General features: G+C 71.6%; 15 protein-coding genes and 1 pseudogene. 9 read left to right on the top strand and 7 right to left on the bottom strand.

Features of this window, described 5'->3' with window-relative positions; genetic code table 11:
• Positions 1–19: 19 nt before the first annotated feature.
• Positions 20–433 carry a hypothetical protein gene (locus FKN01_RS26385; RefSeq protein ID WP_143624843.1) on the bottom strand — a complete coding sequence of 138 codons (414 nt, stop codon included), beginning with the start codon at positions 431–433 and terminating at the stop codon, positions 20–22.
• Between the two features lie 283 nt (positions 434–716).
• Positions 717–1,361 (bottom strand): MerR family transcriptional regulator, encoded by a 645-nt coding sequence (locus FKN01_RS26380; protein WP_143624929.1) that lies wholly within the window; start codon positions 1,359–1,361, stop codon positions 717–719.
• Between the two features lie 251 nt (positions 1,362–1,612).
• On the opposite strand from FKN01_RS26380, the gene FKN01_RS26375 reads away from it, so the two are divergent.
• The 5 genes from FKN01_RS26375 to FKN01_RS26355 all read left to right on the top strand — a co-directional run bounded on the left by FKN01_RS26375 (position 1,613) and on the right by FKN01_RS26355 (position 7,159).
• Positions 1,613–3,139: an NAD(P)/FAD-dependent oxidoreductase gene (locus FKN01_RS26375; RefSeq protein WP_143624841.1), complete on the top strand. Its 1,527-nt coding sequence runs from the start codon at positions 1,613–1,615 to the stop codon at positions 3,137–3,139.
• Positions 3,136–4,095: an alpha/beta fold hydrolase gene (locus tag FKN01_RS26370; protein ID WP_143624839.1), complete on the top strand. Its 960-nt coding sequence runs from the start codon at positions 3,136–3,138 to the stop codon at positions 4,093–4,095. The genes FKN01_RS26375 and FKN01_RS26370 overlap by 4 nt, the downstream gene beginning before the upstream one ends.
• On the top strand, positions 4,092–4,985 hold the full coding sequence (locus FKN01_RS26365) for an SDR family oxidoreductase (protein WP_143624837.1): 894 nt from the start codon (positions 4,092–4,094) through the stop codon (positions 4,983–4,985). The genes FKN01_RS26370 and FKN01_RS26365 overlap by 4 nt, the downstream gene beginning before the upstream one ends.
• Before the next feature lie 87 nt (positions 4,986–5,072).
• Positions 5,073–5,270 (top strand): hypothetical protein, encoded by a 198-nt coding sequence (locus FKN01_RS26360; protein ID WP_143624835.1) that lies wholly within the window; start codon positions 5,073–5,075, stop codon positions 5,268–5,270.
• A gap of 269 nt (positions 5,271–5,539) precedes the next feature.
• Positions 5,540–7,159, top strand: coding sequence for a DUF4157 domain-containing protein (locus FKN01_RS26355; RefSeq protein WP_398933211.1), 1,620 nt, complete (start codon positions 5,540–5,542; stop codon positions 7,157–7,159).
• Positions 7,160–7,185: 26 nt separating this feature from the next.
• Here FKN01_RS26355 and FKN01_RS26350 read toward each other — a convergent pair whose 3' ends face one another.
• From FKN01_RS26350 to FKN01_RS26340, 3 genes are all read right to left on the bottom strand, one after another.
• Positions 7,186–8,172 (bottom strand): ricin-type beta-trefoil lectin domain protein, encoded by a 987-nt coding sequence (locus FKN01_RS26350; protein WP_143624833.1) that lies wholly within the window; start codon positions 8,170–8,172, stop codon positions 7,186–7,188.
• Positions 8,173–8,458: 286 nt separating this feature from the next.
• Complete coding sequence (locus FKN01_RS26345) at positions 8,459–8,731, bottom strand: DUF397 domain-containing protein (protein WP_143624831.1); 273 nt, start codon at positions 8,729–8,731, stop codon at positions 8,459–8,461.
• The gene (locus tag FKN01_RS26340) at positions 8,688–9,557 is read right to left on the bottom strand and encodes a helix-turn-helix transcriptional regulator (protein ID WP_185992995.1); all 870 of its coding nucleotides are present in this window, start codon (positions 9,555–9,557) and stop codon (positions 8,688–8,690) included. The genes FKN01_RS26345 and FKN01_RS26340 overlap by 44 nt, the downstream gene beginning before the upstream one ends.
• A 116-nt stretch (positions 9,558–9,673) precedes the next feature.
• Here FKN01_RS26340 and FKN01_RS26335 point away from each other — a divergent pair, with 116 nt between their 5' ends.
• Positions 9,674–9,880: a hypothetical protein gene (locus FKN01_RS26335; protein ID WP_143624829.1), complete on the top strand. Its 207-nt coding sequence runs from the start codon at positions 9,674–9,676 to the stop codon at positions 9,878–9,880.
• Entirely contained in the window at positions 9,877–10,326 is a 450-nt protein-coding gene (locus tag FKN01_RS26330; protein WP_260697016.1) for an ATP-binding protein, read from the top strand. The genes FKN01_RS26335 and FKN01_RS26330 overlap by 4 nt, the downstream gene beginning before the upstream one ends.
• A 126-nt stretch (positions 10,327–10,452) precedes the next feature.
• On the opposite strand, the gene FKN01_RS26325 is transcribed toward FKN01_RS26330, so the two are convergent.
• Positions 10,453–10,866, bottom strand: a complete 414-nt coding sequence (locus FKN01_RS26325) for a helix-turn-helix domain-containing protein (protein ID WP_221939380.1) — start codon at positions 10,864–10,866, stop codon at positions 10,453–10,455.
• Positions 10,867–11,094: 228 nt separating this feature from the next.
• Here FKN01_RS26325 and FKN01_RS26320 point away from each other — a divergent pair, with 228 nt between their 5' ends.
• A complete protein-coding gene (locus FKN01_RS26320; RefSeq protein ID WP_143624923.1) occupies positions 11,095–11,988 on the top strand; it encodes an NADP-dependent oxidoreductase in 894 nt (297 codons plus the stop codon).
• A gap of 214 nt (positions 11,989–12,202) precedes the next feature.
• Positions 12,203–12,853 carry an NAD(P)-dependent oxidoreductase gene (locus FKN01_RS26315; protein ID WP_143624825.1) on the top strand — a complete coding sequence of 217 codons (651 nt, stop codon included), beginning with the start codon at positions 12,203–12,205 and terminating at the stop codon, positions 12,851–12,853.
• A gap of 130 nt (positions 12,854–12,983) precedes the next feature.
• Here FKN01_RS26315 and FKN01_RS33405 read toward each other — a convergent pair.
• Positions 12,984–13,091, bottom strand: a pseudogene (locus FKN01_RS33405) (dihydrofolate reductase); the annotation flags it as partial.

Here is a 13,091-nt window from a genome sequence, read left to right as displayed (position 1 = left end):
GAGCGGCGACAACGGCGGCTCAGTGGTCGTTGTAGTACTCGGCGTAGTTGTCTCCGCCCTTGGCCCAGTACGTGATGGCCACGTAGTTGTCCTCGTGCAGGTTGTACACCCCGCCGTCGCTGGCCCGGTGCGACTTGCAGGTGCCGTAGCCACTGCTGACGGTCATGGAGTACTCGCGGCCGGAGTAGCCGAGATCGGTGACCACGGCGGTGGCGGACTTCCCGTCCTTCGCGCTGTCGCACACCGAGACGATGTCGCCGTACTCCTCGACGTACACGCGCACGCCGCTGCCGGTGGGGCTGTTGGGATTGAAGATGTGGTCCCAGTTGATGCCGGGCTCGGTCTGGGCGGAGGCGGTGGTGCCGCTCATCATGAGGGCGGTGGCGGCGAGCGCGGTCGCGCCGGCGAGTATCCGCCCGATACGAGGCTTCACAGGGTGGCTCCTTCTGCGAGAGGTACCGTGCGGCGCCGGGCTGTGCCGTACGCCGCACGGAACGCGGTGGGGGGACGCCGGACGCGCCGGGGCGGTCCCCGGGTTCCGGGGCCCCCTCCGCTCTGATCGGCTCGGGCGGCGGCAAGTGCCTCACCTCACGGGCGCTGGACACCGTGCGGCGTGTGGCCTGTCGGCCGCCCGCTTCCCGGAACACTGCCAGCGCCCTGCTGCAAAAATCTTGCAGAACACCTGCGGACCGGGCGCGCGGGCCCGTACCGGCCGTCTACTTCTCCTCCGGCTCCGGCTTCTCCCGCCGCAGCCGCCGGTCCAGGGCCATCGACAGTTCCGCGTCCACCACCGCCCGCGCCAGCGGCCGCAGCTGGGGCGGCTCCGGGTCGGTCTCCGCGCCGTGCTCCCGCAGCACCGCCACGAACAGGTCCGCCAGCGCCTCCGCGTGCGCGCGGACGTGGCGGCCCGTCGAGAGCACCGTGGCGAGCGGCACCCCTTCCCGTACCAGCTCCGCCGAAACGTCCAGCAGGCGGCGGCTGATGTGGACGATCTCCTCGCCGTCCGTCCCCAGGTAGCCCAGCTCCATCGCCAGCGCCAGGTTCTCCGGCGTGGACTCGCCCTCGAAGTAGTCCGCCAGCTGTTCGGGCGTCAGGCGGACCGGGGTCTCCTCGGACGGTTCGCCCAGGCCCAGCACCTCCGCGACATCGCGCCCGCTCTCGAACGTACGGGCCAGGTCGGCGATGCCGGTCAGCGTGTGGCCGCGCTCCAGGAGACCCGTGATCGTGCGCAGGCGGGCCAGGTGGTGGTCGTCGTACCAGGCGATGCGGCCCTCCCGGCGGGGCGGCGAGATCAGGCCGCGCTCACGGTAGAAGCGCACGGTCCGCACGGGGATGCCGGCCTCCCTGGCCAGCTCCTCCATGCGGTACTCGCGGTGCTCGGGTCCTTCTGCCACCCCCGCACCTTAGACCGTCCGGCACCTGGCGGGCGGCGTTCGTGTGCCGGACGGTCCCATCCGCCCGCCCGGCGGGGAAAACGCGTCCGAGCCTCAAGTTGTACCGCCGGTAACTTCCTGCGTCCGCCCCCTACCCATCGGTACTCCGCTGCTCTACCCTCCCAACCATGCCAGTGATTGCTGGCAGAGTCGTGTGACGTACCGCGGGAGGCGGCAGCATGGCCCAGCACGAGCATGTACGCGTGGCGGTGATCGGATCGGGATTCGGGGGCCTCGGCGCCGCGGTCCGGCTGCGCCGTGAAGGAATCACCGATTTCGTGATCCTGGAGCGCGCGGGTTCCGTCGGCGGCACCTGGCGCGACAACAGCTACCCCGGCTGCGCCTGCGACGTACCGTCCCACCTCTACTCCTTCTCGTTCGCCCCCAACCCCGAGTGGCCGCGCACCTTCTCCGGGCAGGAGCACATCCGCGCCTACCTGGAGCACGTCGCCGACACCTTCGGGCTCCGCGCCCACCTGCGCCTCAACCACGAGGTCACGCAGATGCGCTGGGACAACGACGAGCTGCACTGGGTCATCGACAGCGCCAACGGGACCACCGTCGTCGCGGACGTCGTCGTCTCCGCGACCGGCCCGCTCTCCGACCCGAAGATGCCCGACATCCCGGGGCTCGCCGACTTCCCCGGCAAGGTCTTCCACTCCGCCCGCTGGGACCACGACGCCGACCTCACCGGCAAGCGCGTCGCGATGATCGGCACCGGCGCCTCCGCCATCCAGATCGTGCCCGCGATCCAGCCCAAGGCCGGCAAGCTCACCCTCTTCCAGCGCACCCCGCCCTGGGTCATGCCCCGCATGGACCGGAAGATCAGCGGCCTGGAGCGCACGCTGCACCGCGCCCTGCCCGTCACCGGCACCGCCCGCCGCGGACTCCTCTGGGGCATCCGGGAGTTGCAGGTCAGCGCCTTCACCAAGCACCCCGACCAGCTCGGCCTCGTCGAGCGCATAGCGAAGTCCAACATGGCCCGCGCCATCAAGGACCCGGCCCTGCGCGCCAAGGTGACCCCCTCGTACCGCATCGGCTGCAAGCGCATCCTGCTGTCGAGCACGTACTACCCCGCTCTCGCCCAGCCCAACGTCGACGTCGTCGCATCCGGCCTCGCCGAGGTCCGCGGCAACACCGTCGTCGCCTCGGACGGTACGGAGGCCGAGGTCGACGTGATCATCTTCGGTACGGGCTTCCACGTCACCGACATGCCGATCGCCGAACGCGTCGTCGGCGCCGAAGGGATCACGCTCACCGAGTCCTGGAAGGACGGCATGCAGGCGCTGCGCGGCGCCAGCGCGGCCGGCTTCCCCAACTGGATGACGATCATCGGCCCCAACACCGGCCTGGGGAACTCCTCGATGATCCTCATGATCGAGTCCCAGCTGAACTACATGGCCGACTACCTCCGCCAGCTGGACCTCCTCGGCGGCAAGGCGGCCCTCGACGCCCGCCCCTCCGCCGTCAACACCTGGAACCGCCGCGTCCAGGACCGCATGAAGCGCACCGTCTGGAACACCGGCGGCTGCAACAGCTGGTACCTGGACGCCAACGGCCGCAACACCACCGTCTGGCCCGGCACCACCTCCGAATTCCGCAGGGCCACCCGGACCGTCGACATGGCCGAGTACCAGATCCTGCGCCCGCCCGTCCCCACCCAGCGCCGGGCCGGCGACACCGTCTCCGAGGAGGCCGTCCGATGAGCCGTCCCCTGCCCGTCGCCGGCCGCCGCCCCGTGGCCGCCCGCGAACTCCTCGCCGTCTCCGCCGACGGTTCCCGGATACACGTCGAGATACACGGCCAGGAGGGCGCGCCCGCCGTCGTCCTCTCCCACGGCTGGACCTGCAACACCAGCTTCTGGGACGCCCAGATAAGGGACCTGGCCGTCGACCACCGCGTCATCGCCTACGACCAGCGCGGCCACGGCACCTCGCCCGCCGCCGCCCGCGACGGCTACACCACCGACGCGCTGGCCGACGACCTCGAAGCCGTCCTCGCCGCGACCCTCGCCCCCGGCGAGAAGGCCGTCCTCGCCGGGCACTCCATGGGCGGCATGACCATCATGTCCGCCTCCCGCCGCCCGGGGCTGCGCGAGCACGCCGCCGCCGTCCTGCTGTGCAGCACCGGCAGCTCCCGGCTGCTGGCCGAGTCGCTGGTCGTGCCGATGCGCGCCGGAGCCGTACGCACCCGCCTCACCCGCGCCATCCTCGGCGCGCGCGCCCCCCTCGGGCCCGTCACACCGGTCTCCCGGCGGATACTGAAGTACGGGACGATGGGCGCCGGTTCGGCCCCCGACCGGGTGGACACCTGCGCTCGCATCGTGCACGCCTGCCCCCGCATACCCCGGGTCGCCTGGGGGAACGTCCTCGCGGACCTCGATCTGGACGAGGGCGTACGGGAGTTGCGCGTGCCCACCGCGATCATCGCGGGTACGGAGGACCGGCTCACCCCGCCCGTCCACGCCCGCGCCCTCGCGGCGGCCCTGCCCGACTGCCTCGGCCTCACCGAGCTGACGGGCATGGGGCACATGACGCCCGTCGAGGCGCCGGAGACCGTCACGGCGAACATACGGGAACTGGTGACCGCCTACCTTCCCGCCGGACCGGACCGGGACACGCGGGGTACTACACACATCGAGGGCAAGGAGGAGGTCGCATGAGCGGCACGGGAAGTCTCGAAGGACAGGTCGTCGTCGTCACCGGCGCGGCACGCGGCGTCGGTGAACTCCTCGCCCGCAAGCTCTCCGCCCGGGGCGCGATCCTCGCCCTCGTCGGCCTCGAACCCGACGAGCTGAAGAAGGTTTCGGCCCGCCTCCACGGTGAAAGCGACCACTGGCACGCCGACGTCACCGACCACGACGCGATGTCCCGCGTCGCGAAGGACGTCAAGGCGCGCTTCGGCAAGATCGACGTCGTCGTCGCCAATGCGGGCGTCGCCACCGGCGGCCCCCTCGTCGACTCCGACCCGGTCGCCTGGCGCCGCGTCATCGAGGTCAACCTCATCGGCGGCGCGGTGACCGCTCGCGCCTTCCTGCCCGTCCTCATGGAGAGCCGGGGCTACTTCCTCCAGATCGCGTCCCTCGCCGCGATGACCCCCGCCCCGATGATGAGCGCCTACTGCGCCTCCAAGTCGGGCGTCGAGGCGTTCGCCCACAGCCTGCGCGCCGAAGTCGGCTACAAGGGCGTGAAGGTCGGCGTCGGCTACCTCTCCTGGACCGACACCGACATGGTGCGCGGCGCCGACGAGGACGACGTCATGCGCGACCTGCGAAAGCGCCTCCCGTGGCCGACGAACCGTACGTACCCCCTCGGCCCCGCCGTCGACCGCATCGTCGCCGGCATCGAACGCCGCTCCGCCCACGTCTACGCCCAGTGGTGGCTGCGCGGCATGCAGTCCGTACGCGGCTACCTGCCGACCCTCATCGGCGTCGTCGGCCAGCGCGAGATGCGCCGCTTCGGCCCCCGCATGGAGGGCATGAGCAAGGGCCTCGTCGGCGCGGGAGGCGCCGCTGACCAGCACGAACGAGCCGTGCGTACGCAGCGTGAATGATCGACATGCGCAGCGTGGGCGCCCGTGTGAATCTGGTCGAGGCCCCACCGGGGCCGCACCCCCACGCACCACATAGGAGTGAACAGCATGGGCATCGCCGACCAGTTCAAGGACAAGGCCAAGGACCTCGCCGGCCAGACGCAGGACCAGGCGCAGGACCGCCAGGGCCAGCGTCAGGGCCAGGGCCGCGACCGCGCGAAGGACGCGACCCAGCAGGGCCGCGACCGCGCGAAGGGCGCCGCCCAGCGCGCCCAGGACGAGGCGGGCGAGCGCTTCGACCGGTAACGGTCGCGCGGTGACGCCGAGGGGCGCGCCCGGATTCCTCCGGGCGCGCCCCTTCTGCTGCCCGGGGGCCGCCCGGCGCGCCCCTGCTGCTGCCCCGGGGCCGCCCGCGGGCCCCGACGGCCGTCCTCGCTTCTGCCTCGGCCGGAGGCGGACGGCACCCTCCGAACCCCTCCCGGGTCACCCCGCTTTGCCCTCGTGGGCCTGGAATCCGGCTCCGCCGGCCGTGTATCCAGGGAGAGTCGCCATTCTCAGTTGCTGCGGAGCGGGCCTTGAGTGATCACGAGAACCTGAAGAAGTCCACCGGCCTCCGCCAGGCACCGGCCGCGAAGCAGGTGGGCGCGCCGCAGGCGCAGCACGAGGGACTCGGGGTCCTGCAGGCCACGACCGGGAACGCCGCCGTCGTCCAGATGCTCCGAGAGGCCGGCCACCCCTGGGCCCAGCCGCTGCCCGAGCGACACCAGCACGGTCCCGGCTGCGGCCACCAGGACGCCGGGCAGGCCGAAGCCACGGCTGCGGTGCCCGTGCAGCGGTCCACCGTTCACCAGGTGCTCCGCGCCCCCGGCAGGGCCATGGACGACGCCACCCGCACCGACATGGAGGCCCGGCTGGGCGCGGACTTCTCGGACGTGCGCATCCACGACGGCGCCGCGGCGGCGGCCTCGGCGGCCGAGGTCGGTGCCCGCGCCTACACGTCCGGCAACCATGTCGTCATCGGGGCCGGCGGCGCCGACAGGCACACCCTCGCCCACGAGTTGACCCACGTCATCCAGCAACGCCGGGGCCCCGTCGCCGGCACCGACAACGGCCGCGGGCTCAAGGTCTCCGACCCGGCGGACCGCTTCGAGCGCGAGGCGGAGGCCAACGCGAGGCGCGCCCTCGCCGGGACGCCTCCGGCCCACGCCCCCGCAAGCGGGCCGACGACGTCCGCGCCGGGCGCGTCCCCGGTGCACGGCAGGCCCCACCTGCAACGAGTCAAGACGAAGGAAGTGCCGGCCGCGGCGACGAAGCGGGCCATGAACAAGATGACGTCGGACTGGACGCAGATGCCCTACGCCGGCGGGAAATGGCCCGACACCGTCGAGAACAGCCCCAAGCGCCGCATGGACACCGATGAGCAGGCACTGCGCCACGTCGCGCGGCAGTTCTTCAACAGCGGAAGGGCCTACATCGAGGACGACGGGAACCAGGAGACCCAAGTCGCGTGGGTCGGCGGCGGGATTCTTGTCGCCTGCAACGACAACAACACATCTGCCATGATCCTCAAGACCCTCAAGGCGAGAACCCTCGCCGATGTCATGCGGGACTCGCACGGGACAGGAGGCGACGCAAGAGCCCAGAGGTCGGCGGACTACATGACCAACATCGGTGAGGGGAACGGCCGGGACGGTGCGGTCAACGCCTTCATGGCCGCTGCCATGGCCGTGGAGGACGGCGTACTGGAGGATCAGACGGCGGCGGAGGCCGCGGCGACGATCGGGGCCGGGCAGATGGATGGGAAGATCGTCTTCATCCGTTCCGGCTTCGAAGAGCTCCACGCGGAGCAGAAGCTGGTGCTGGCCCTGCTCCAGTCCGGCTCGACCGGTGCGGCGATCATCGCCGGCAAGAAGAGGCCGTGCACCTCGTGCTTCCTCTCCTTGTCGATCGCGAAGGAGAAGAAGCTTCCCCAGCTGAGCTTCCAGACGAAGCCCGGCGGTTACTGGGCGACCGCGAACGCCGGACTCACCAAGATCGCCAACGCGGCGGGGGTCAAGGACGAGCAGGAGCTCGACGAGCTGATCCAGAAGTACGGCGGGCCGGCGACTGTGCGCCGCACCGGCCCGGACGGGAGCCAGCAGTACGGCTCCGACTCCGAAAAGTCCGAAGAGTCCGACGTCGAGATGACCGGGTAAGGGCTTCGGCACTGCTCACGCGGCGGTCAGGCGGCGTGCCAGCGCTGGTTGTCACGGCCGTTGCATTCCCAGAGCACGATCTGGGAACCGCTCGCGCCTCCGAAGAGGTCCAGGCACTTGCCGGTGGACGCGGACACCAGCTCCTTGCCGGAAAGGCCGATGCGCTGCGCGGAGGACCGGTCGCAGTGGGCCAGGACGACCGGAGTGCGCTCCTCGGTCCCGGTGACGGCCGCGCAGAGTCCCCCCTGCCGCAGACTGCCGTCCGCCCCCGCACTCCAGGACTGGCCGGACGAGCCGTCGCAGGGGGACGCCACGAGCTGCGCCCCCGACCCCGCACCGGTCAGGCACTTGCCCGACGCCTCGACGGCCAGCGGAAACGTGCGCACCTCGGCCGAGTCACCGTCCTTGCCGCCACCCGGCTCGGCGGCGCTGTCCGTACCGGAGCCGTCCGCGTCCGACGACGGGCCGGACCCCGCCTCCGACGCGGTGCTCCTGCCCGCACCGGGCCTGCGCTGCTGCTTCTCGCCCGGCGAGGGGGAGGCGGTGGCGGACGGGGTGACGGAGCCGGACGGGGTCGGGTCCGCGCTCGTGCCTTCGGGCTGCGGCGACCGGTGCTCGTCCCCCTCGGCCCCGCCTCCGGCCCGTACGGGCCCTTCGGCCGGCGCGTCGGCCCGGCTGCCGGAGCCCTCGGCGCCCCCGCCGGCCGTGAGGGCCACGCCCGCGACGACAGCAACGGCCACCACACCGACGACCGCCGCCAGGACGCGCGCCCTACGCGGGAACGCCCGGCGGCGCGGGGGAGTGGCCGGCGATATGCCCTGGGCCGAGGCCTCGGCGTCCCCGGCGTCCCCGGCACTCTCCGCGTTCCCGGCTTCCTCGGCCCGCTGTGCCGCTATCGCCCGAGCCAGGGCGGCACGGGCGGAATCGAGCTGCGACGCGTCGTTGCTCCGCAGTGGCTCGGCGGGCCGTGAGCCGACGGGCCTGTTGACGTTCCGCTTGGGCAGCTCTGGCATTCGGTCGTGCTCCTAGCATGTGCGATCGAGCCCCGAGCAACGCTCAGGGACGAAGGGGGCGACCCACGGCGCACGCCGCCCCTCGCGCGGCAATCGGGGCGCATGAGGAGGGGCGCGGCGGATCAATCCCCATCCAATCGCCGCATGACCTGATAAAGAAAGGCGAACACGCCGGGTACGGGCAGGAGTTGGGCGAGCGGTTCGCGATCGCGGTGCGGCTCCACGCAGAAGGGGCGCGCCCGGATCTCTCCGGGACGCGCCCCTTCGCGTACGTACGTGCTCCGCCTCAGACGGCCTTGACGGATGCGATGAACGGCGCCCAGGCGGCGGCGTTGACGACGAGAGCGGGCCCGTCGGGGCGCTTGGAGTCGCGGACGGGGACGAGCCCGGGGTGGCCGTCGGCGACTTCGAGGCAGTCCCCGCCGCTGGTGTTGCTGTAGCTGCTCTTACGCCACAGGGCGTACCCCTCGGCCACTTCGAGGCAGTCCCCGCCGCTGGCGTTGCTGTAGCTGCTCTTACGCCAGGTCGCGGCGGTCAAGTCGTGCTGGTTGAGCACCATTTCGGTATTCCTCTGCCGCAGCCTCGATCATGGCCAGGGACGCCCCCAGCGGCTCGGCGGCGGCCCTCAGGAGATCGTACGATCTCCGGTACTGCTTCACGAGGCCCGGATCGTCGACGGTCTGGCCGTGGTGCTGGCCCTCCATGTACACGAGCGGTGGAGCGTCCGCGAAGTCCAGCACCATGATGCCGCACTGCATGAGGGGATGCGCTCCGGATTTCCACGGGATGATCTGTACAAAGATCCGGCCGCGCCTGATGAGAGCGGCGATGTGGTCGAGCTGTTCGGCCATCTGTTCCGGCGGGAGGACGGGGGCCCACAGAAGGGCTTCTGGAAGGATCACCCAGTACTCAGGGACCTTGTGGTCGTCCTCGAAAAGCTGGGCCCGTGCCAGCCGCGCGCTGACCTTCGCGTCCGTCTCCTCCGGGAGTTCTTGGAACCTCTCGGACCCGATCACGGCGCGGGCGTAGGCCTCGGTTTGGAGCAGCCCGGGAATGATGCCGGGTGACCACTGCTCGATCGTCAGCGCCTGCCTCTCCGCCTCCAGCACACGCGCGAAGTACTCCGCGTGGCCCCTGCGTCGAGCCTCCTGCACGTCTTTACAACGCCGGACGAAGAAGTCCGTGCCCAGCTTGCGGTCCACATGCGCCGCGAGGTCCGGCGGCATGCTGCGGCCACCGTGCTCGATCGCGCTGAGCAGGGCGATTCCGTAGTAGCTGCCCTCCACCAGCTGTTCCAGGGTCAGGCCCGCCTCCTCCCGGTGGTAGCGCAGCTCCTTTCCGTAGAACTGCGGGACCCCCGCCGAACCGTCGATGTCCTTGGCCACCCCGACCGCCTTTCACGCCTCGCTCTGTGGAGCGGAATCGGCTTCCACGGTAGAGGTCCGTGCGGCAGCGTGTGAGGTGTTCGTCACAGCACGCAACCGAAAGGTGGACGGCCCTCATGGACCACGCCCCGTACGACATCGGCCCGGAGATCGACGCATTGCGCGCGGCGCTCAAGGCCAACGGCATCACGCTGCCGTCATTGGGAGTTGACCCGCTGACGCTCGCGTGGACGGGCCGGCAGCCGCTCGTCGCGCTGGGTAACTGCAACGCGGAGACGGCGCGTCAGCTGGCCGAGGTGCTGCGGCGGGCGGCCGGGGGATGAACGGGCTGCCACTGACATGGGAGTTCCTGGCGGTCCCGCAGGCCGTTCCCGAGGTGCGGCAGATGCTGCGGGAGCGGTTCGACGGCGAGGACGCGAGCGACCTCCTGCTGTGCGTCAGCGAGTTGCTGGCGAACGTGATCACTCACGTGGGCGAGCGCACGCCGGTCTCGTTGCGGGTGAGCGCGACATCCTCGGGGCGCGTACGGGTGGCCGTGAGCGACCCCGCGGCGGCGGTGTGGCCGGTCCTCCAGGAGACCGGCCCGGAGGCCACGTCGGGCCGGGGCCTCCAACTGCTGGACGCGCTCGCCCTGCGATGGGGCGTGGAGCAGGCCCCGTACCGGAAGACGGTGTGGTGCGAACTGCGTGCCCCGGGAAGCCGGAGGTGGCCTCCGGTGTCCGTTCCCGTTCGTCGTTGCAGTGACGTCCGGGGTCTAGCTGGACGATGAAGGAACGAGCAGGGACTCCGGACCCCGCCGGGTGTCGTTCGATCTTGCATTTCCCAGTTGCTGGTGCGGCAGGCGAGGGCCGGTTTCTTCGAGCGCGGCCCGCGTGATCGCGACCGTTTCTGCCGTTCAGCCGGCGGTGGCCTCGCTGTCGTAGCGGGCGCGGTTGTCCTGGATCTCGTCGTGGTGGGTGCCCGCCCAGTCGACGAGTGCGGTGACGGCGTCGAGGAGGGTGGTGCCCAGGTCGGTCAGGGCGTATTCGACGCGCGGGGGCACCTCGGGATAGGCGGTGCGGGTGACCAGGCCGTCGCGCTGGAGCTGGCGCAGGGTGTGGGTGAGCATGCGCTGGGAGATGCCGGTGACGGCGTTCTGCAGGTCGGTGTAGCGCAGGGGACCGTGCTCCAGGGTGCCGATCACGAGCACGGTCCACTTGTCGCCGGCCCGGTCCACGATCTGCCGGATCGTCTCGCCCTGCTCGGCAGGCCAGCGGGCGCACGGCCCCGACAGCACGGCGGCTCGCTCGTCCTTCGCGTCGGCCCGCATGACGCACCTGCCTTTCCGGTTCCGCACACGCGTGTGCCTTTTGTGGACCTGTCCATGCTGACGCAGCATGGGGTTACGCACCAAACGTACGTAACGACTCCACCGGTGCGTAGTGGGACATCAGCCCGGCGTGAACCCCGCATGGGCAGCACCGGCGCCCGCGACAGGACGTCACCCCTACTCAACGCTCGGGCGGCACCCGCCCGCTTCTGGAGGAAGAGCATGGCCATGCGCGCCGCGACCGTTTCCCGCTTCGGGGGCCCCGAGGCCGTCGAGATCACCGAGCACCCGGTCCCCGAACCGGGCGAGGGGCAGGTACGTGTCAAGGTGAAGGCTGCCGCGGTCAACCCGGTGGACGTCGCCATGCGCTCCGGTGTCTTCGGCGGCCGGGGCCCCGTCGGGCTCGGCTTCGACGTGGCCGGTGTGGTCGATGCCGTCGGCCCCGAGGCCGGCTGGAAGGCGGGCGAGCGCGTCTTCGCGGTGGTGACCGGGCACCACAAGCCGCTGGGCACGCACGCGGACTACATCGTCGTGGACGCCGGCATCCTCGCTCCGTCCCCCGCCTCCCTCGACGACGTCCATGCCGCCACGCTGCCGCTGAACGCCACGACCGGCTCCCAAGTGCTCGACCTGCTCGACCTGGCCCCGGGACAGAGCCTGCTGGTCGTCGGCGCGAACGGCGGAGTGGGCGCCCACGCCGTGGAACTGGCCCACCAGCGGGGCCTGAAGGTCACGGGCACCGGAGACGCGGCCTTCGAGGACTTCGTCCGAGCCCGCGGCGCCGATCACTTCCTGGCCCGCAGTGAGACCTTCGAGCCGGCATCCTTCGACGGCGTCCTGGATACCGCGAATCTGGGCGCCGCCGCGCTCGCCGCCGTCCGCGACGGCGGAGCCTACGCCGGCCTGTGGCCCGGCAGCGAACCTACCTCCGAGCGCGGCATCCGCGTCGAAGCCGTCAGCGTCCAGTCCGACGCCGGCCTCCTCACCGACCTGGCCCGCCTGGCCGACCAGGGCGTGCTCTTCGCCCGCGTCGCCCAGACCTACCCCCTGACCGCCGCGGCCGAGGCCCACGCACGCCTCGCCCAGGGCGGCCTGCCCGGACGCATCGTCCTCGTGCCGTGAACCGCTCGCCCGCTGACGACGGCCCCCGGCGGCACCGTGCGCAGGTGCCTCCGAGGAGCCCACCCCGCCCGGCTCCCGCACGCCCCCACCCACGCCGACCGCCTGGACGGCCGGGCCGGCAGCGCCGCCAAGCTCACCGGCACCCTCGACGAGCACTTCGCTCTCCTCACCCGACCCACCGCACGGCGACCCCACGAACCACTGAGGACATCCCATGACGAACATCGCCGTCTTCGGCGCCAACGGCACCATCGGCTCCGCCATCGTGCGCGAGGCCCTGCGCCGAGACCACCGCGTCACCGCCGTCGTCCGCGACCCCGCGAAGATCACCGGACGGCACGCCGACCTGACCGTCACCACGGGCGACGTCCTCGACCCGCGGTCGGTCACCGCCGCCGCGAAGGACCACGACGTCGTTGTCAGCGCCGTCGGCGGCGGCGACGGCCCCGGCCACCTCGCCACCATCCGGCCCGCCGCCGAGGTCCTTACCGAAGGTCTGCGCACCCTCGGCGCCCGGGCCCCCCGCCTGATCACCGTCGGCGGCGCCGGCTCCTTGCGCACTCCCGACGGCAAGCAGGTCTGGGACGCCCCCGGCCTGCCCGACTTCCTCCTGCAGATCATGCACGCCCACGGCGACGCCCTCGACCACTACCGCACCGTCACCGACATCGACTGGACCAACCTCAGCCCCGCGGCGACCATCTCCCCCGGCGACCGCACCGGCGTCTACCGGACTGCCCTGGACGACCTCGTCACGGACGACGACGGCAACAGCACCATCTCCGTCGAGGACTACGCCGTCGCCCTCCTCGACGAGATCGAGCAGCCCCGCCATCACCGCCGGCGCTTCACCGTCGGCTACTGACCGCCAACCCGCTCGATGCGAGGTCACGTTGACCACTCCCCGGCCAAGCCGTTCACGACCGGCGCAGGGCACTCGGCATCTCACAGCCGGCCCCCTGCCGGAGCCACCGCACTCCTGCCCGCGAGCGCCCTCAAAAGCTGTCGTACGTCGGACGTCCCGCCGGCCGGTAGACGGCGCAGACCGTGCCGCCCTTCGTCGCCGTGACGCTCACCGGTTCCAGGGCCGTCGGGATCGCGCC

The organism is Streptomyces sp. 130 (assembly GCF_007096885.1).
In the GTDB taxonomy this organism is placed as follows: domain Bacteria; phylum Actinomycetota; class Actinomycetes; order Streptomycetales; family Streptomycetaceae; genus Streptomyces.
Note: the sequence above shows the minus strand (reverse complement) of the source record. Positions and strands in the feature narration are given on the sequence as shown.